The organism is Geobacillus sp. Manikaran-105 (assembly GCF_002809955.1).
Lineage (GTDB): Bacteria > Bacillota > Bacilli > Bacillales > Anoxybacillaceae > Geobacillus > Geobacillus thermophilus.
Genome location: NZ_PIJG01000001.1, coordinates 1 through 17,502, shown reverse-complemented (window position 1 = coordinate 17,502; position 17,502 = coordinate 1). Strand labels below are relative to the sequence as shown.

17 protein-coding genes are annotated in these 17,502 nt (G+C 55.8%); 1 reads left to right on the top strand and 16 read right to left on the bottom strand.

Translation table 11 applies throughout. The features are described from left to right. The 11 genes from rlmN to CV945_RS00040 form a co-directional block, all read right to left on the bottom strand. Positions 1-1,101 (bottom strand): dual-specificity RNA methyltransferase RlmN, encoded by a 1,101-nt coding sequence (gene rlmN, locus CV945_RS00090; protein ID WP_033011194.1) that lies wholly within the window; start codon positions 1,099-1,101, stop codon positions 1-3. A gap of 5 nt (positions 1,102-1,106) precedes the next feature. Continuing rightward, the gene (gene rsmB / locus CV945_RS00085) at positions 1,107-2,441 is read right to left on the bottom strand and encodes a 16S rRNA (cytosine(967)-C(5))-methyltransferase RsmB (protein WP_047818116.1); all 1,335 of its coding nucleotides are present in this window, start codon (positions 2,439-2,441) and stop codon (positions 1,107-1,109) included. Next, a complete protein-coding gene (fmt, locus tag CV945_RS00080; RefSeq protein ID WP_044741250.1) occupies positions 2,428-3,387 on the bottom strand; it encodes a methionyl-tRNA formyltransferase in 960 nt (319 codons plus the stop codon). The genes rsmB and fmt overlap by 14 nt, the downstream gene beginning before the upstream one ends. Positions 3,388-3,393: 6 nt before the next feature. Continuing rightward, complete coding sequence (gene def, locus CV945_RS00075) at positions 3,394-3,867, bottom strand: peptide deformylase (RefSeq protein WP_033016092.1); 474 nt, start codon at positions 3,865-3,867, stop codon at positions 3,394-3,396. 17 nt (positions 3,868-3,884) lie between these two features. Beyond that, positions 3,885-6,290, bottom strand: a complete 2,406-nt coding sequence (gene priA / locus CV945_RS00070) for a primosomal protein N' (RefSeq protein WP_100658897.1) — start codon at positions 6,288-6,290, stop codon at positions 3,885-3,887. Continuing rightward, positions 6,287-7,492, bottom strand: coding sequence for a bifunctional phosphopantothenoylcysteine decarboxylase/phosphopantothenate--cysteine ligase CoaBC (coaBC, locus tag CV945_RS00065; protein ID WP_100658896.1), 1,206 nt, complete (start codon positions 7,490-7,492; stop codon positions 6,287-6,289). Before coaBC ends, priA begins: the two co-directional genes overlap by 4 nt. 49 nt (positions 7,493-7,541) lie before the next feature. Next, a complete protein-coding gene (gene rpoZ, locus CV945_RS00060; RefSeq protein ID WP_011230668.1) occupies positions 7,542-7,742 on the bottom strand; it encodes a DNA-directed RNA polymerase subunit omega in 201 nt (66 codons plus the stop codon). A gap of 2 nt (positions 7,743-7,744) precedes the next feature. Continuing rightward, positions 7,745-8,362 carry a guanylate kinase gene (gene gmk / locus CV945_RS00055; protein WP_080706534.1) on the bottom strand — a complete coding sequence of 206 codons (618 nt, stop codon included), beginning with the start codon at positions 8,360-8,362 and terminating at the stop codon, positions 7,745-7,747. A gap of 11 nt (positions 8,363-8,373) precedes the next feature. Beyond that, a complete protein-coding gene (gene remA, locus CV945_RS00050; protein ID WP_100658895.1) occupies positions 8,374-8,652 on the bottom strand; it encodes an extracellular matrix/biofilm regulator RemA in 279 nt (92 codons plus the stop codon). Between the two features lie 39 nt (positions 8,653-8,691). Further along, positions 8,692-9,567, bottom strand: a complete 876-nt coding sequence (locus CV945_RS00045; protein WP_063330459.1) for a YicC/YloC family endoribonuclease — start codon at positions 9,565-9,567, stop codon at positions 8,692-8,694. Positions 9,568-9,655: 88 nt separating this feature from the next. Next, positions 9,656-12,328: a calcium-translocating P-type ATPase, SERCA-type gene (locus tag CV945_RS00040; RefSeq protein WP_100658894.1), complete on the bottom strand. Its 2,673-nt coding sequence runs from the start codon at positions 12,326-12,328 to the stop codon at positions 9,656-9,658. 314 nt (positions 12,329-12,642) lie between these two features. On the opposite strand from CV945_RS00040, the gene CV945_RS00035 reads away from it, so the two are divergent. Continuing rightward, positions 12,643-14,382: an Rqc2 family fibronectin-binding protein gene (locus CV945_RS00035; RefSeq protein ID WP_100658893.1), complete on the top strand. Its 1,740-nt coding sequence runs from the start codon at positions 12,643-12,645 to the stop codon at positions 14,380-14,382. Positions 14,383-14,587: 205 nt separating this feature from the next. On the opposite strand, the gene CV945_RS00030 is transcribed toward CV945_RS00035, so the two are convergent. The 5 genes from CV945_RS00030 to pyrE all read right to left on the bottom strand — a co-directional run bounded on the left by CV945_RS00030 (position 14,588) and on the right by pyrE (position 17,312). Next, complete coding sequence (locus CV945_RS00030) at positions 14,588-15,151, bottom strand: Uma2 family endonuclease (RefSeq protein ID WP_013145802.1); 564 nt, start codon at positions 15,149-15,151, stop codon at positions 14,588-14,590. A 65-nt stretch (positions 15,152-15,216) separates the two neighbouring features. Further along, positions 15,217-15,585, bottom strand: a complete 369-nt coding sequence (locus tag CV945_RS00025; RefSeq protein WP_033012322.1) for a type II toxin-antitoxin system VapC family toxin — start codon at positions 15,583-15,585, stop codon at positions 15,217-15,219. After that, positions 15,572-15,814 (bottom strand): hypothetical protein, encoded by a 243-nt coding sequence (locus tag CV945_RS00020; RefSeq protein ID WP_011230660.1) that lies wholly within the window; start codon positions 15,812-15,814, stop codon positions 15,572-15,574. The genes CV945_RS00025 and CV945_RS00020 overlap by 14 nt, the downstream gene beginning before the upstream one ends. Before the next feature lie 223 nt (positions 15,815-16,037). Continuing rightward, positions 16,038-16,535 carry an RHS repeat domain-containing protein gene (locus tag CV945_RS17410; protein ID WP_190304882.1) on the bottom strand — a complete coding sequence of 166 codons (498 nt, stop codon included), beginning with the start codon at positions 16,533-16,535 and terminating at the stop codon, positions 16,038-16,040. 153 nt (positions 16,536-16,688) lie between these two features. After that, positions 16,689-17,312 carry an orotate phosphoribosyltransferase gene (gene pyrE / locus CV945_RS00010; protein ID WP_100658892.1) on the bottom strand — a complete coding sequence of 208 codons (624 nt, stop codon included), beginning with the start codon at positions 17,310-17,312 and terminating at the stop codon, positions 16,689-16,691. Between the last annotated feature and the right edge of the window lie 190 nt (positions 17,313-17,502).

Here is a 17,502-nt window from a genome sequence, read left to right as displayed (position 1 = left end):
TCACCTCGTCTCTTCTTTCCGCTCCTTCGCGCGAAGCTGTCCGCAGGCGGCATCGATGTCGTGTCCGTGTTCGCGGCGAATGGTGACGTTGATTCCATGTTTTTTCAGCGCCCGTTCAAAGGCAAAAATTTGGTTGCGCGGCGTGCGCACATAATTTCGCTCCGGCACATAGTTGACCGGAATCAAATTTACATGGCATTTCAGCCCTTTAAGCAGCTCGGCCAGCTGCTCGGCATGCTCAAGTTGGTCATTCACTCCGCCGAACAATCCGTACTCGAACGTCACGCGCCGTCCAGTTTTTTCAATGTAGTATCGGACCGCCTCCATGAGCTTCGGCAGCGGATACGCCTTATTAATCGGCATCAGCTTCGTCCGCAGCTCGTTCGTCGGTGCATGCAGCGAAATGGCGAAATTGATTTGCATGCCTTCGTCAGCAAATTGATAGATTTTCGGAATAATCCCGCTCGTTGACACGGTGATATGGCGGGCGCCGATGTTCAACCCTTTCGGATGGTTGACGATGCGCAAAAATTTGATGAGCGCATCGTAATTGTCAAACGGCTCGCCAATGCCCATCACGACGATGCTGCTGACGCGCTCATTGGTCTCATCGAGCGCCTTTTGCACGTGTACAACTTGAGCGACGATTTCGCCCGCTTCCAAATGACGCTTCAGCCCACCGAGCGTCGAGGCGCAAAACGTGCAGCCGATGCGGCAGCCGACTTGGGTCGTCACGCACACCGAATTGCCGTAGTTATGGCGCATGAGCACGGTCTCGATCGAATAGCCGTCATGGAGCTCAAACAAAAACTTGATCGTCCCATCTTTGGACGTTTGCTTGACAATCGTTTTGAGCGTCGTGATCGAAAACGACGCCGCGAGCTGTTCGCGCAGCCGTTTCGGCAAGTTCGTCATCTCGGCAAAATCGGTGACGCGCTTTTCATACAGCCATTCGTAAATTTGTGTGGCGCGAAACGGCTTTTCGCCTTGAGCAGCAAGCCATTCTTTCCACTCGTCAAGCGTGAGCGAATAAACAGACGGCAACGATGGCGGCTGCCCGCCGCTGGAGGCCCGGCGGACAGCGGTCTGGACGATTTCCACTCCATTTACACCTTCTTTCGTAGTAATGCGATAAAAAACCCGTCGGAATCAAAATAATGCGGCAACAGCTGCAGCATTCCGCTTCGCACGCGCGGCCGCACCGGCTCTGGCATCCGCTCGGCGAGACGGTCGTCAAGGGCAAAATCCGGATGGTCGGCCAAAAAACGGGCGATCGCGTCTTCATTCTCTTCGCGCTCGATGGTGCACGTGCTGTAAACAAGCACGCCCCCTTTTTTCAACAGCGGCGCGGCCGCCCGCAAAATGGCTTGCTGCACCGCAACGAGCGCGGCGACGTCGTCTTTCCCTTTCGTGTATTTGATCTCCGGCTTGCGGCGAATGACGCCGAATCCGGTGCACGGCGCATCGACCAAAATGCGGTCAAACGACTCAGGGGCAAACCGCTCGCCGAGCCGGCGGCTGTCAAGGGCGAGGGGGGTGATGCAGCGAAACCCAAGCCTTTGCGCCTGCTGCTCAATGAGCTTCACTTTATGCTCATGAACATCGACGGCGACCACTTCACCGCGGCCGCCCATCCGCTCGGCGATATGGGTCGTCTTCCCCCCGGGCGCCGCGCAGCAGTCAAGCACCCGCTCGCCGGGAGCCGGATCAAGCGCCCGGGCGACAAGCATCGAGCTTTCATCTTGGATCGTCAGCAAACCGGCGCGAAACGCTTGCGTATGCGCCAAATTTCCTTTTTCCGCGCGGACGGCCTCCGGCGCGAGATGGCCGGGAGCAGCTGCCATGCCTTCAGCACGCAGCCGGTCAAGCGCTTCCTCCACCGTCGCCCGCAGCCGGTTGACGCGGGCTGTTGACTGCGGCGGGCGCAAATTCGTCTCGCACATGCGCGCCGTTTCCTCAAAACCGTATTGGCCGATCCAGCGCCGGACAAGCCATTCCGGATGGCTGGTGGCGACGGCGAGCCGTTTTCCGGAGTCGTGAATCGCCTCAAGCGAAGGCAGACCCTCACGGCCGATCGTGCGCAAAACGCCGTTGACAAGCGAGGCGATGCCGCGATGGCCGCGCCGCTTGGCGATCTCGACCGCTTCAAAAATGGCGGCGTGATCCGGGACGCGGTCCAAATACACCATTTGGTACAGCGTCAACCGGAGCAGCATGCGCACCCACGGCTCCAGCCGGCGCGCCTTTCGCAAAAACGGAGCTAAATAGTAGTCAAGCGTATCACGCCGCTGCACCGTGCCGTAGACGATCTCCGTCAGCAACGCCGCATCGCGCCCGTCAAGCCGGCCTTTGCGAATCGCTTCATTGAGCTCCAGATGGCTGTAGGCTCCTTGTTGTTCAATTGCCAACAATGTCTCCAACGCAAGTTCACGTACGTTCATGATCCTCTCCTAGCTTCATGCCGACCGAAAGACGGCTGCCGGCGCCGCGCAAAAACTCGCCGGCGGCCATCCGCTTTTTGCCGGCCGGCTGCAATTCGGTGATGCGAATGGCTGTCTCATTGCCGGTGGCCACGACAATGCCGTTTTCCTCGAGCGCCACAATCGTGCCCGGCGGCGCCGCTTCTGGTGTCGGCACTTTTTCTCCCCACCAAACTTTCCAAACGTTCCCGCTGTGTGTCGTATACGCAACCGGCCACGGATGGAAGGCGCGAATATGGTTGTAAATGGCTTCGCCAGGCTGCGTCCAGTCGATCCGCTCCTGCTCGCGGCGAATGTTCGGCGCATACGTCGCTTTCTCCTCATCTTGCGGAACGGGCGTAACGTTTCCTTCCAATAAAAGTGGAAGCGTTTCTGATAATAGTTTAGCCCCGGCGGCGCTCAATTTATCATGGAGCGTGCCGACCGTGTCCGTTTCAGCAATCGGCACCTCGACTTGCGCCAACATATCGCCGGCATCCAGCTTCTCGACCATATACATGATCGTGACGCCCGTTTTCGTTTTTCCTTGCCAGATGGCATAATGGATCGGCGCCCCGCCGCGCAGCTCGGGCAGAAGCGAGGCATGGACATTGATGCAGCCGTATTTCGGCGCTTCCAGCAGCGCTTTCGGCAAAATTTGCCCGAACGCCGCCGTCACAATCAAATCAGGCGCAAACGCCAACACTTGTTCGTATTGCTCCGGCTCGCGAATTTTTGTCGGCTGCAGCACCGGGATGCCGTGGCGCTCCGCTTCCACTTTCACCGGGGGTGGCACGAGCTGGCGCTTCCGCCCTTTTGGCTTATCCGGCTGGGTGACAACCGCCGAAACATGATAACCGTCGTCAAGAAGCTGCCGCAAAATCGGCACGGCAAAATCAGGAGTCCCCATAAACACAATGTTCGTCATCGGCATCTATCCTTCCAATTCCTCAAGATCACAGTAACGGATCACTTTTGATGTAAACAGCACACCGTGCAAATGGTCGATTTCATGCTGCAACGCGCGCGCCAAAAAACCGGCGGCCGAAAGCGTAAACGAACGGCCGCGCCGGTTTTGCGCCCGCACGTTCACAAATTTCGCGCGCGGCACTTCGCCAAACAGGCCGGGAAAGCTCAAACAGCCTTCCACATCGACCTCTTCGCCGCGCGCCTCGAGGATAACTGGGTTGATGAGCTCAATCCGGCCGTGTTCATCGCCGACGTCAATGACGGCGATCTGCTTGGCGATGCCGACTTGCGGGGCGGCCAAGCCGACCCCGTCAGCGGCAAGCATCGTATCGTACATGTCGTCAAGCAGCCGGGCAAGCTCGCGGTCAAACGTTGTCACCGGGGCGCACGGCTGCTCCAAAATCGGGGCGGGATATGTGACAATCGGCAATATTGGCAACGTCATTTCCTCCATTTTCACATCATCATATACGGGTTCGTATCGACGGTGATGGCCGCTCCGCCATGGGCGGCATCGGCTTGGTAGCGGTCGATGACCGCTTTGAGCGCCGCCGTTACATTCGGTTCCCGTTTGTATTTTATCATGCACTGGTAACGATATCTATCGTGAAGGCGGGCGATCGGCGAGGCGACCGGACCGAGAACGACCGCCTCGTTTGACAGCTGTTTGCGCATGTAGGCGGCGATTTTTTCCGCCGTCTTGGCGGCAGCCGGCGCTTCCTGGTGGGCGACCGTGATGAGCGTCAAGTAGTAGTACGGCGGATAACCGTGCGCTTTGCGCAGCATCATCTCCCGCCGATAAAAGGCGCGATAGTCATGGCGGGCGGCAAGCTCGATGCTGTAATGGTCGGGCGTGTACGTCTGAATGACGACTTCACCCGGCAGCTCATGCCGTCCGGCGCGCCCGCTCACTTGTGTCAGCAGCTGAAACGTTTTTTCCGCGGCGCGGAAATCGGGCAAATGCAGCATCGTGTCAGCCGCCAGCACGCCGACGAGCGTGACGTTTGGAAAATCGAGCCCTTTGGCAATCATTTGCGTGCCGAGCAAAATATCGGCTTCCTTGGCAGCAAAACGGGAAAGCAGCTCTTCATGCGCCCCTTTGCGGCCGGTCGTGTCGACATCCATGCGGATGACGCGCGCTTTCGGCAGCAACCTCGTCAGTTCTTCTTCCACTTTTTGCGTGCCAGTGCCAAAAAAGCGGATGTGTTCGCTTCCGCACGACGGACAGCGGGGGGCAAGCGGCTCTTCATGCCCGCAATAATGGCATTTCATCCGCTCGCCGGCGCGATGGTACGTAAGCGAGATGTCGCAATGCGGACAACGGATGACGTAGCCGCAGCCGCGGCACATGACAAACGTTGAATAGCCGCGCCGGTTTAAAAACAGCACCGCCTGCTCGCCGCGTTCGAGCCGCTGTCGCAACCCGTCAAGCAGCCGGCGTGAAAACATGGAGCGGTTGCCGCTGCGCAGTTCCTCGCGCATATCGACGACATGGACCGACGGCAAACCTTGGCGGCTGACGCGCTCCGGCAGCTCAAGCAGCTCGTACACCCCTTTGGCGGCGCGGGCGAACGTCTCAAGCGAGGGGGTGGCGCTGCCAAGCACGACCGGGCAGCTGTGGCGGCGGGCGCGGTAAATGGCGACATCGCGCGCGTGGTAGCGCGGCATTTCTTCTTGCTTATAGCTCGTCTCATGTTCTTCGTCGATGATGATCATCCCTAAGTTTTCAAACGGGGCAAACACGGCTGAGCGCGCACCGACGACAAGCTGCACTTCTTTCCGGTGAATTTTCCGCCATTCGTCGTATTTTTCCCCGATGGACAGCCCGCTGTGGAGCACTGCCACCTTCGGACCGAACCGCCCCTTAAACCGCTCGACCATTTGCGGCGTCAGTGAAATTTCCGGGACAAGGACGATCGCCTCTTTCCCTTGGCGCAGCACTTCGTCGATCGCCTGCATGTACACTTCCGTCTTCCCGCTCCCGGTGACGCCGTAAAGCAAAAACGTGCGGTGCTCTCCGGCGCGCACCGAAGCGGCGATTTTCGCCAACGCCGCTTCTTGTGCCGGAGTGAGCGCCGGCGGCTCACTCGGCTGAAACGTGCGATGTTCGTACGGGTCGCGGTACACCTCGACATCGTTCAGCACCACCAATCCTTTGTCGACGAGCGCTTTCAGCGGCGCTGAGGAAACGCCAAGCGCCGCTTGCAGCTCGGCAACCGGCACCGCTTCCCCTTTTTCAAGCAAAAACGAAAGCACGTCCTTTTGCCTTGAAGGCAGCGCCGCCAGCGCGTCGTTTGCCTGTTTGTCCGGAACGGCCAAACGCGCATGCTTCACCGTTTTCTTGCCTGCTTTTTCTTTCACTTCGTAAACGGCTTCAAGCACACCTTGCTGCACCGCTTTTTGCGCCGCCCGCCATAAGCTGGCGGCTTCAATGTCTTTCCAAGCCACTTCCATTTGATGGACAAACAGCGGCTTTAGGTCGTCCGGCAATGCTTCCCGATTTCGTTCATCCGTCAAGCGGAGCGTTTTTTCATATTTCGCCCGCATCGCCGCCGGCAGCATCGCCTGGTACGCCGAGATGGCGAAACAGAGCGTCGTTTCCGTTAAATAGCGGCCAAGATCCAGCAGCTCTTCGTTTAACACCGGCACGACATCAAGCACATGCTCAATCGGTTTCAGCTGCTTGATGTCGGAATGGTCTTTCACCTCGACGACAAACCCTTGCAAACGCCGCGCCCCAAACGGCACCGTCACCCGCATGCCCGGCTGGATGACGCCTTGCCAGCGCTCCGGGATCGCATAATCGAACGGGCGGTCCGTCTGCCGGGACGGAACATCGACAATCACGGAGGCGACTTTCATCGAATCCCCTCGATATAGGCGTGTATTTCTTTTAAAATTTCCTCGGCCGCCTCGCGTTTTGTCATGAGCGGCAGCGGCCGAACGACGCCGTCGCGGCGGAAGATGGTGACGATGTTCGTATCGCCGGCAAACCCTGCGCCTTCTTCGGTGACATTGTTGGCAACGACCATATCGAGCCGCTTTTCTTCCAGTTTTTTTAACGCATACTGCTCAAGGTTGTCCGTCTCAGCGGCAAATCCAACCAAAATCTGCCCCGTTTTCCGCTCGCCAAGCGCCTTCAAAATATCGACCGTCCGCTCCATCTCGACGACATAACCGCCCGGTTGCTTTTTAATTTTGGAAGCTGCGACATATTTCGGCCGATAATCGGCGACCGCCGCCGCTTTGATCACGATGTCCGTTTCCGCAAAGCGAGACAAAACCGCTTCATACATTTCTTCCGCCGATTCAACCGCCACCGTCTCGACGCCATCGGGCGATGGGAGCGCCGTCGGTCCGGAGACGAGCGTCACCGAAGCGCCGAAGCGGGCCGCCGCTTCGGCGATGGCGTAGCCCATTTTTCCGCTCGAATAGTTAGAGAAATAGCGGACTGGGTCGAGCTTCTCCCGCGTCGGCCCGGCGGTGACAAGAATGCGCTTCCCGCGAAACAGCGGCGGATCGCCGGCAAAAAACCGCTCGATATGGGCAATGATGTTCTCCGGTTCCTCGAGACGCCCTTTGCCGATGTAGCCGCACGCCAAGTAGCCTTCCGACGGTTCGATGAACCGGTAGCCGAACTCACAGAGCCGCTCCATGTTCGCCCGAACGGCCGGATGCTCGTACATATGAACGTTCATCGCCGGAGCGATCCAGACGGGCGCTTTCGTCGCCAAAATCGTCGTCGTCACCATATTATCGGCGATGCCGGCGGCCAGCTTCGCCATCGTATTGGCCGTCGCCGGCGCAACGAGGACGAGATCCGCCCAGTCCGCCAAATCGATATGGGCGATGACGGCCGGGTTGTTTTCGGCAAATGTATCGACATACACTTCCTGGCGCGACAATGCTTGAAACGTGAGCGGTGTAATGAACTGGCAAGCCCCTTCGGTCATAATGACCTTCACTTCTGCGCCGCGCTGGACGAGCTGGCTGGTGAGCATCGCCGCCTTGTACGCCGCCACCCCCCCGGTCACACAAAGCAAAATATGTTTTCCCTTGATCATGTTGGCCACCCCCCGACATTGAAAAAAATAACAACCTAAAGCTAGGTTGTTATTTTTCCTCTTCCACTAATTCGACCTTGTCACCGGCAATTTCCTCGAGCGCCTGGCCGACAAATTTTTTCGACACCGGCTTTTTCACCATCAGCTCCGCACCGTCCTGCAACTCGCGTGCCCGTTTGGCCACCACCGTGACAAGCTTATACTTGGAGTCCACTTTTTGCATCAGCAAATCGATGGAAGGATACAGCATCGTCATTCCACCCCCAACATCCGTTTATATCGCTCGGCGACGCGTTCGCGCCGGCAATGCTCAGCCGTGACAATCGCCTTGATCCGCTCGCAGGCGAGCTCGACTTCATCATTTTCCACGACATAGTCGTACGCATCCATCATTTCAAGCTCCTCTTTCGCCGCCCGCAGCCGATTTTCAATCAGCTCTTTCGACTCGGTGCCGCGTCCGATGATCCGCTTTTCAAGCTCCGTGAGACTTGGCGGGGCCAAGAAAATGAAGAGCGCCTCTGGAAACGCCCGCCGCACTTTCATCGCTCCTTGCACTTCGATTTCCAAAAACACGTCTTTCCCTTCGGCGAGCGTTTTTTCCACATAATCAATCGGCGTCCCATAATAGTTGCCGACATACTCGGCCCATTCGAGCAGCTTGTTTTCCCGAATCATTTGTTCAAACTGCTCGCGCGTCCGAAAGAAATAGTCGACGCCTTCCACTTCGCCTTCGCGCGGCTTGCGTGTTGTGACCGACACCGAATAATGAAGTTTGATGTCCGGGCGCGAAAACAGCGCTTTGCGCACCGTCCCTTTGCCAACGCCGGACGGCCCTGACATGACGATTAACAATCCACGTTCGCTTTTCAACGTTGAAAACCCTACCCTTCCTCGGAGAAATCATCGCTTCCGTACAAGCGGTTCGCCACCGTTTCCGGCTGTACGGACGATAAAATGACGTGATCGCTGTCCATAATGATGACGGCGCGCGTCCTCCGCCCGTGCGTCGCGTCAACGAGCTTGCCGCTTTCGCGCGCATCTTGGATGATCCGTTTAATCGGCGCCGAATCAGGGTTGACAATCGTAATGATGCGGGTGGCCGACACCATATTTCCATACCCAATGTTAATAAATCTCATCATGACGCGCCCACCTGCCATATGTCATAGTTTTGCCGCCGGCAAGCCGCCTTAAACGGTTTATTCCACGTTTTGCACCTGCTCGCGCATTTTCTCAAGCACGCTTTTCATCTCAACGACTTGCGCGGCGATCAAGCTGTCGTTCGCCTTGGCGCCGATCGTGTTCACTTCGCGGTTCAGCTCTTGCACCAAAAAGTCAAGCTTCCTCCCGATCGGTTCGTCCGCCTCAAGGACGTCCGTCATTTGCGCCAAATGGCTGCGGATGCGTTTCAATTCCTCGTGAATGTCCGCCTTTTCCGCAAACACCGCCACTTCTGTGAGCAGCCGCGCTTCATCAACCGGAGAAGGCGCCCATTCGCGCAGGCGGCGCGCAAGCCGCTCGCGGTATTGCTCGACTACAAGCGGCGCCCGCTGCTCAATGGCTTCCACCCCGGCTTCGACTTCATGAAGGCGGGCGCGCAAATCCGCGGCCAGCGCCTCCCCTTCGCGCCGGCGCATGGCCACAAGTTCCTTTGCCGCTTCATCGACAGCGGCCAAAAGCAGCGGCTCGACCTGCTCGTTCGCTCCTTCCTCTTCCACCACTTCGACGGCCCCATCAAGCCGAAGCAGCTCGGCCGCCGTCACGCTGCCGTCAATGGCAAATCGCTTTGCGGCTTCCTGCACTCCGGCCCAATACTGGCCAAGCAAATCCCAATCGATATGTACGCTCCGTTTCACAAGCCCTTCTCCGGCGATCGTGACGAACACTTCCACTTTTCCGCGTCGCACGTACGGTGAAATTGCTTTTTTTATTTTATCCTCAAACACGAGCCATTGTCTAGGGAGGCGAATGGAAATTTCACAAAACCGGTGGTTGACCGATTTCATTTCCACCGCCACCGTCAAGCGGTCCGTTTTTTTCGTGCTCGCGCCAAAACCAGTCATGCTGTAAACCATGCCATCACATCCGTTGCGTCGTTGATGAAAAAGAAAAGGTCATAGAGCGCTCCTCTATCACCTTTTTTATTATAACATATCCATCCTTTTATTTTCTCGTAAAAAGCGAGCCGGCAAACAAAAAGGTCGGCAAGGCGGACAAACCGATGATGAGCAGCCAATCGACGGCCGCAAGCGGCTTCGTATGGAACACGGCAGCCAGCGGCGGGTAGTAGATCACGACCAGCAGCAACAGCAGCGACACGATCACCGCTGCAACGAGATACATGTTGCCGAACGGACTGCGGTCAAAAACCGAACGATCGCAGCGGCAGTCGAACACATGGATCAATTGGGCCAACACAAGCGTCGCAAACGCCGCCGTCTGAGCGTAAACGAGATCCGCGCCGCTCCGTTCATAGGCGGTCAGAAACGCAGCCAGCGTAACAACGCCGATCAAAAAGCCGCGGCTTACGATTTTCCAGCCGAGCCCGCGGGCGAACACCCCTTCATCCGGACGGCGCGGCGGCCGCTTCATGACATTTTCCTCCGGACGGTCGAGCCCAAGCGCCATGGCTGGCAACCCATCGGTCACGAGATTCACCCATAAAATTTGAATCGGCACGAGCGGCAGCGGAAGCGAAAGTAGCATCGCAAACAACATGACGAGAATTTCCCCGACGTTCGAGGCGAGCAAGTAGCGGATAAACTTGCGGATGTTTTCGTAAATGTTGCGCCCTTCTTCAATCGCGGCCTCAATCGTCGCAAAGTTGTCATCAAGCAGCACGAGCGACGCCGCCTCTTTCGCCACTTCCGTCCCCGACCGGCCCATCGCGACGCCGATATCCGCCGCTTTCAACGCCGGCGCGTCGTTCACCCCGTCGCCGGTCATGGCGACAATATGACCGCGGCGCTTAAAGGCGTTGACAATTTTCAGCTTATGCTCCGGGGAGACGCGGGCAAACACGTAAATATTATCGACCTCGCGTTCGAGCTCGTCGACCGACAGGCGCGATAACGTCGCCCCGTCCATCACTTTTCCGCCGGGCGGGAGCACGCCAAGCTGTTTGGCGATGGCCGTTGCGGTCAACACATGATCCCCGGTGATCATCACCGTTTTCATCCCCGCCTCTTTGCATCGCGCCACCGCCTGCTTCACCTCCGGCCGCGGCGGATCGATCATGCCGGCGACGCCGAGAAACCGAAGCTTCGTCTCCGCCTCCTTCTCCGATCCGATCCGCTCCGTTTCCGCAAGCGGCCGATACGCAATGGCAATCGTGCGCAAGGCGGAAGACGCCATCTGGCGAATCGCCTTCTCAATCGTCTCTTTCCACGCCGGGGTCAGCGCCTGCTCGCGCCCGTTCCATTCCAGGCGGTCCGCCCGCTCAAGCAGCACATCGGGCGCCCCTTTCGTCACAACGAACCGCCGCCCGTTCCGGTCGCGAATGATGACCGTCATCATTTTCCGCTCGGAATCAAACGGAAACTCCTGTTCGATCGTGTACTCACGCAAAAGCATTCCTTTCGCCAATCCAGCTTTGGCCGCCGCGACCAGCAGCGCTCCTTCCGTCGGATCGCCGTCGACGTAACGCCGGCCGTTTTCCTCTTTCAACTCCGAACCGTTGCAAAGCACCCCCATTGTCAACAGGCGAGCGAGCTGGGGAACGCGGTTCGGATCAACCGTCCGGCCGCGTTCAGAAAACTCGCCATCCGTTTCAAGACCAACGCCGCTTACCGCAAATGTCCGCCCGCCTGCCCATACTTGCGTGACGGTCATCATGTTTTCCGTCATCGTCCCCGTTTTGTCGGAACAAATGACCGAAGCGCAGCCGAGCGTTTCCACCGCCGGAAGCTTGCGGACGATGGCGTTTCGTTTGATCATCCGCTGCACGCCAAGCGCCAAGACGACCGTCACAATGGCCGGCAACCCCTCCGGAATGGCGGCGACCGCGAGCGACACACCAGCCAAAAACATTTCATACAGGTCGTGCCCTTGAATGACACCTACGGCCACGACCGCTGCCGTCAGCGCCAAGGCGACGACAAGCAAAATTTTCCCAAGCTGCTCGAGCCGGCGCTGGAGCGGGGTTGCCCCCGCATCCGCCTCTTCGAGCATCGTTGCGATTTGTCCCATCGCTGTTTTCATCCCAGTGGCGATGACAATCCCGACCCCATTCCCTCTTGTCACGAGCGTCCCCATAAACGCCATATTGTGCAAATCGCCCAACGACGCCTGTTCTGTATGAAGCGGGGCGGCGGATTTGGCCACCGGCACTGATTCGCCCGTCAGCGCCGACTCCTCGATTTCCAGGCCGGCCGCCTCAATCAAGCGGATGTCGGCCCCGACCCGGTCGCCGCTTGCAAGTCTCACCACATCGCCGACAACAAGCTCGCGCGTGGGGACTTTCACCCACTCCCCGCCGCGCAACACAACCGCTTGTGGAGCGGACAACCGTTTTAAGGCGGCAAGCGACTTTTCCGCCCGCCGCTCCTGGATAAACCCCAGGATGGCGTTCATGATCACGATGACGACAATCGCCACCGCATCCACATACTCGCCTAAAAACGCGGAAATCACCGTCGCCAAAAGCAACACAAGCACCATAAAATCTTGAAACTGGCGAAAAAAGACAACGATGGCCGACTCCTTCTTCCCTTCCGCCAGCTCGTTGTACCCGAACTGCCGCAGCCGTTTTTCCGCCTCCGCCGCAGTAAGCCCGGTCTTGACATTCGTCTTCGTCTCGTGCGCGACATCGCTTGCCGCGAGCGTATGCCATTGCATCTGTCTCCCTCCGTCCTTCCATTTTTTCGCACGCCGTTCCCGCTTCTCTATGCTTATTCATACATGTCCCAAAAAATGATAGTCCCCGCCATGATGTTTAGCGACACAAACATAAGGAGTCGTGGGGCCCTTTGCCACGCCATCTCCCCCATAAGGGAAAAAATCGTGTCAAAAAAGCGGGCCTCCCCATTTTATGCAACATGTTCGTCGGGCATCTTCGTCCGTCTTCAGGTAATATTCAAAGAAATGTTCAAAACGGCGGGTCGTATGGTAAGATCGAAATAGCAAACAAACGAAATAGAAAGGTGTTTTCCATGTCCTTTGACGGAGTGTTTACGTACGCCATTGTCGGTGAACTCGAAGAGGCGCTTGCGGGCGGGCGGATCACGAAAATCCACCAGCCGTCGGCGTATGAGATCGTGCTGCTTGTGCGCGCCCGGGGCCATAACCATAAAGTGATGCTGTCGGCGCATCCGACGTACGCCCGCGTCCATTTGACAAACGAAACGTACAACAACCCATCCGAGCCGCCGATGTTTTGCATGCGGCTGCGCAAACAGTTGGAAGGAAGCGTCATCGAAGCGGTCCGCCAAGTCGATTTTGACCGCATCATCGTCATGGACACAAAAGGCCGCGACGAACTCGGCGACGTGCAGACAAAGCGGCTCATCATTGAAGTGATGGGCCGCCATAGCAACATCATCCTCGTTGATGCATCGACCGACACGATCATCGACAGCTTGAAACATTTGCCGCCGTCGGTCAACCGCTACCGGACGGTGCTTCCCGGGCATCCGTACGTCGCCCCACCGACGCACGGCAAGCTGAACCCGCTTGAAGCGACGGAAGAAACGGTGCTGAAAAAAATCGACTTTCACGCCGGCAAGCTCGCCCATCAGCTCGTTTCCACCTTCAGCGGCATTTCGCCGCTATTTGCCAATGAGGCGGTGTTCCGCGCTGGACTCGCCAACCGGACGACGCTGCCAAAAAGCTTTCTTTCGCTCATCGATGACGTCCGGCACCGCCGCTTTGCCCCGATGATGTACACGAACGGGGAAAAAGAATGGTTTTACGTGTTGCCGCTTACGCACATAAAAACCGAAGGCCAACCGTTTGCGAGTGCAAGCGAGCTATTGGACCGCTTTTATTTCGGCAAGGCCGAGCGCGACCGCGTCAAGCAGCAAGCGCATGACATCGAGCGTCTCATGGCGAACGAAAAGGCGAAAAACGAGAAAAAGCTCCTAAAGCTCGAACAGACGCTCGAAGAAGCAAAGAAAGCCGACGTTTATCGACTGTACGGCGAACTGCTCACCGCCCATTTGTACGCCATAAAGCGCGGCATGACGGAAATCGAGGTCGCAAACTACTACGACGAAAACGGAGGCACCATCACCATTCCGCTCGACCCGCAAAAATCGCCGTCCGAGAACGCGCAACAGTACTTTCAAAAATACCAAAAAGCGAAAAACTCGTTCGCCGTCGTACAAGAACAAATCGAGCGGACGAAAGAAGACATCGCCTATTGCGACACGATTTTAAGCCAGCTCGAAACCGCCTCGCCGAAAGATGTCGAGGAAATCCGCGACGAGCTCATTGAACAAGGCTATTTGCGCCCGCGCGCGGCGAAAGGAGCAAAAAAGCGCAAACCAACCGCACCCGAGCTTGACCGCTACGTCGCAAGCGACGGCACGGAAATACTCGTTGGCAAAAACAACAAACAAAACGATTATCTCACAACAAAGCTGGCCCATAAGGACGATGTTTGGCTGCATGTGAAAAACATTCCCGGCTCGCACGTCGTCATCCGGAGCAAGCAGCCGTCTGACGAGACGCTCTTGGAAGCGGCGAATCTTGCCGCCTACTTCAGCAAAGCGCGCCATTCCGGCTCCGTGCCTGTCGACTACACGCGCATCCGCTATGTAAAAAAACCGAGCGGCGCCAAGCCGGGATTTGTCATTTACGAAAACGAGCAAACGCTCTACGTCACACCGGATGAAGAACTCGTCCGCACCATGAAACAGAGGCAAAAAGAACAAGCGGCGAAACCATCGTAAACGCGCCCCAATGGCCGCCCAACACGGCATCGGGCGATTTGCGCGAACTCCCGCAAACCGAAACGGTCTAGTGCCGCATAAAAGACAGCGGGCTGTCTGTAAGACCAGCTGCATTGGCCTTACGGACAGCCCGCTTTGCAAACTTGTCGAGTCAACCACAAGCCGCCATCACGAATGCAACTCCATGCACGTCTCGCCATCCGTCTCAACGAAACACATCCTCAAGAGCCACTTCAAGCCCAGGAAAGCATGCCGACTGCACCACACCCGTTCCCGCTTTCACATCCGCCTGCTCATACAGTCCTTCCTCGTTCAGCGTATAGACGGTAATCGCCTCTTTCATCGGATTGACGATCCAATACTCTTTCACACCGTACGCCATATACAAATTGAATTTGGTCACTAAATCGTGCGCCTGGTTGGAAGGGCTCAAGATCTCAACGATAAGAGTAGGCACGCCGACATACTTCGTTTCCGTAAACCCTTTTGAATCGCAAATAACGCTTAAATCCGGAATGACGACTTTGCGATCGGGAAACTTGTCGCTAGCCAGTTCGATATCGGTCGGCGCCGCAAACACGTTGCACGGCTTCCCACGAAAATAAAGGCCCAATTCGGTATGAAGGTTGCTCGAAACAAGCTGATGCTTGATGCTTGGCGACGGAGCCATATACACAGCGCCATCAATATATTCAAGCCACTCATCGCTTTGTTCCCGCAACGCCCAATATTGCTCGTACGACACATTGGAAAACCGAGGCAAGGACATCGGCATCTTCTCCTTTGTCGCTTACATATTCCCCAAAAGAAGAACGCAACAGCCGTAATGGCCGGCTATTCCTCAAGCATCTTATCCAACTTCTTATCAAAAGTATACACTTGATATCCCTTCACTTTGTTATAAGCGTATAAAAGGGTATCGACAAAGTCCAAGCGCCTTTTGCCAAACAGAGCAAGCGCCTCCTCTACGACCTCGATATCATCCACCTCGATATTATCGTATTTGAGCAATTCTAAAAGAATATCGCTGATCTCGTCATTTTTTACGTTGTACACTTTTTCAAGAACATAAACAACTTCAACGATTACTTCTCTTAGCAACAATACTTTGTTATCTTCAATAATCGTTGCGGCTTTGCCCGACAACTCATCATGGTCATTAAGCAGATATCTTAAAATAATATTCGCATCAATGATTTTCATATTGATCCACCACAGCTTTAGACCAAGCATCGCTTTCTCGGGCTTGCAAAGTCTCATTTTTATATTTGGACAGAGCCCCTCTTAGATTCCTTTTTTTTGGCTGTTCCAAATCTTCTTTATCTGCATAAGGAAGAATAATGACTTCCACTTTTCTATTTTTTAATGATTGAGGCAAATCGATGATCTTTTCTAAGTCATTGCTGTTTTTGATTACTCTTACAAAATCCATAACGTTTTCACTCCTTTCAAGGAAGATGGATCCTTTTAAACATATTATACCCGTTCATTGTACATCATGAGATGAAAATTCACTTTACGATCTAATGACAAAAAGATTTCGTCACCATCGAAGGGATGAAAATGCCGCTATGTCGAACTCTGAAACCTTGCACATTTTGAAGTTCGGGTATTTTCAGGATAGAAAAACTTTTTTAACGTCAGATATCCCTTCTTCAATCATACGTGTACTCTTTCTTGTTTCCTTTCTTATCGTACTCGCTTAACAAGTTTCCTACGGCATCATAATTCTTTTTCGCCACATAGCCTTCTTCATCCACTTCTTCCGTGACATCATTTCCGCTGGCATCATACTTGTTTTTCGTCACGACGTTTCCTTCCATTAAACGGATCGCGTCAAACCATACCGTTCCCGTGTAATTGCCGCGGAAGACAGCGGATATATCGATTTTATCAATTGGCTTGGAAGGTTGAATCGAAACGGCGGCACGGTTCCAATCTTGATTGCCAGCAGGGAAATCCGCAGGTGTGAGTAAAATATTTGTAGGTGAAATGGAGAATGCGAATGGTTGCTTGTGATGATGATCGTGACCACTAAGCGAAATGCTGTAAATGATCATTTTATTTGAATGCCAAGCCACCCGTTTTTTCTGTGAACATAACCATCCACGAATGGTTATGTTCATGCTTGGTGGTGAGCGAAACTTGCTCATGTTCAGAAAACCCACGAAATATTGACGACATTAGACGCTGTCGCACTCCGTTTTTCCCCATGGAATGACGCCGATGGCGAGTGAGTCATCTCCCCGCTTCGTCCATGACAAAAGCGCGAACCATCCTTTGGTCCGCGCTCCTCTTTTCCTCTTTTAGCTCCCCCACTCCTCCGGATTCTCCCGCCATTTTCGCAATGTCGCCAGATCGTGTTCGCTGACGGCGCCAAGGCGAACGGCCGTTTCGATGAGGGTGTTGTAGTCCGTAAGCGTGTAGGCAGGCAAATTCTCTGCGGCAAACGCCTGTTTCGCTTTTTCGAGCCCGTATGTGAAAATGGCGGCGACGCCCAGCACCTCGCAGCCCGCCTCTTTCAAGGCGCGGACGGCCGCAAGCGAGCTGCCGCCCGTCGAGATCAAGTCTTCGATAACGACCACGCGCTGGCCCGGTTCGGCTTGGCCTTCAATTTGTTTTCCTTTGCCGTGCGCTTTCGCCTGGCTGCGGACGTAGCACATCGGCAGCTCAAGCCGCTCGCTCACCCAGGCGGCGTGCGGGATGCCGGCGGTCGCTGTGCCGGCGATGAGGTCCGCTTTAGGGAAATGGGTGCGGATGAGTTCGGCGAGGCCGTCGGCGATCGTGCGGCGCACGTCGGGGTAAGCGAGCGTCAGGCGGTTGTCGCAATAAATCGGCGATTTCAAGCCCGAAGACCATGTAAACGGCTCGTTCGGCTGCAGGGCGACTGCCCCGATTTGAAGCAGTTTGGCGGCGATGTCGTGTTTCATCCTATTTCGCGCAGGAGACTCCCACTTCAACGACCAAAGGGAGTAAGTGGGAGAGGAATGCGCGTTCCCCCCTTTCTTTTGTGTATGATCGAATAAAGGCGTGGAGAAAACCGTTCAATAAAGGCACTCCAATCACGGCTACTCGATGTATGGAGTTGGTTACAGGAAACGTTGTAACCGTAAAACATCG

What these genes read in the sequence shown, in the direction of transcription:
- rsmB (WP_047818116.1), bottom strand. Translation starts at nt 2,441, where the DNA reads ATGAACGTACGTGAACTTGCGTTGGAGACATTGTTGGCAATTGAACAA.
- fmt (WP_044741250.1), bottom strand. Translation starts at nt 3,387, where the DNA reads ATGACGAACATTGTGTTTATGGGGACTCCTGATTTTGCCGTGCCGATT.
- priA (WP_100658897.1), bottom strand. Translation starts at nt 6,290, where the DNA reads ATGAAAGTCGCCTCCGTGATTGTCGATGTTCCGTCCCGGCAGACGGAC.
- coaBC (WP_100658896.1), bottom strand. Translation starts at nt 7,492, where the DNA reads ATGATCAAGGGAAAACATATTTTGCTTTGTGTGACCGGGGGGGTGGCG.
- rpoZ (WP_011230668.1), bottom strand. Translation starts at nt 7,742, where the DNA reads ATGCTGTATCCTTCCATCGATTTGCTGATGCAAAAAGTGGACTCCAAG.
- remA (WP_100658895.1), bottom strand. Translation starts at nt 8,652, where the DNA reads ATGGCAGGTGGGCGCGTCATGATGAGATTTATTAACATTGGGTATGGA.
- CV945_RS00045 (WP_063330459.1), bottom strand. Translation starts at nt 9,567, where the DNA reads ATGGTTTACAGCATGACTGGTTTTGGCGCGAGCACGAAAAAAACGGAC.
- CV945_RS00040 (WP_100658894.1), bottom strand. Translation starts at nt 12,328, where the DNA reads ATGCAATGGCATACGCTCGCGGCAAGCGATGTCGCGCACGAGACGAAG.
- CV945_RS00035 (WP_100658893.1), top strand. Translation starts at nt 12,643, where the DNA reads ATGTCCTTTGACGGAGTGTTTACGTACGCCATTGTCGGTGAACTCGAA.
- CV945_RS00030 (WP_013145802.1), bottom strand. Translation starts at nt 15,151, where the DNA reads ATGTCCTTGCCTCGGTTTTCCAATGTGTCGTACGAGCAATATTGGGCG.
- CV945_RS00025 (WP_033012322.1), bottom strand. Translation starts at nt 15,585, where the DNA reads ATGAAAATCATTGATGCGAATATTATTTTAAGATATCTGCTTAATGAC.
- CV945_RS00020 (WP_011230660.1), bottom strand. Translation starts at nt 15,814, where the DNA reads ATGGATTTTGTAAGAGTAATCAAAAACAGCAATGACTTAGAAAAGATC.
- CV945_RS17410 (WP_190304882.1), bottom strand. Translation starts at nt 16,535, where the DNA reads ATGAGCAAGTTTCGCTCACCACCAAGCATGAACATAACCATTCGTGGA.
- pyrE (WP_100658892.1), bottom strand. Translation starts at nt 17,312, where the DNA reads ATGAAACACGACATCGCCGCCAAACTGCTTCAAATCGGGGCAGTCGCC.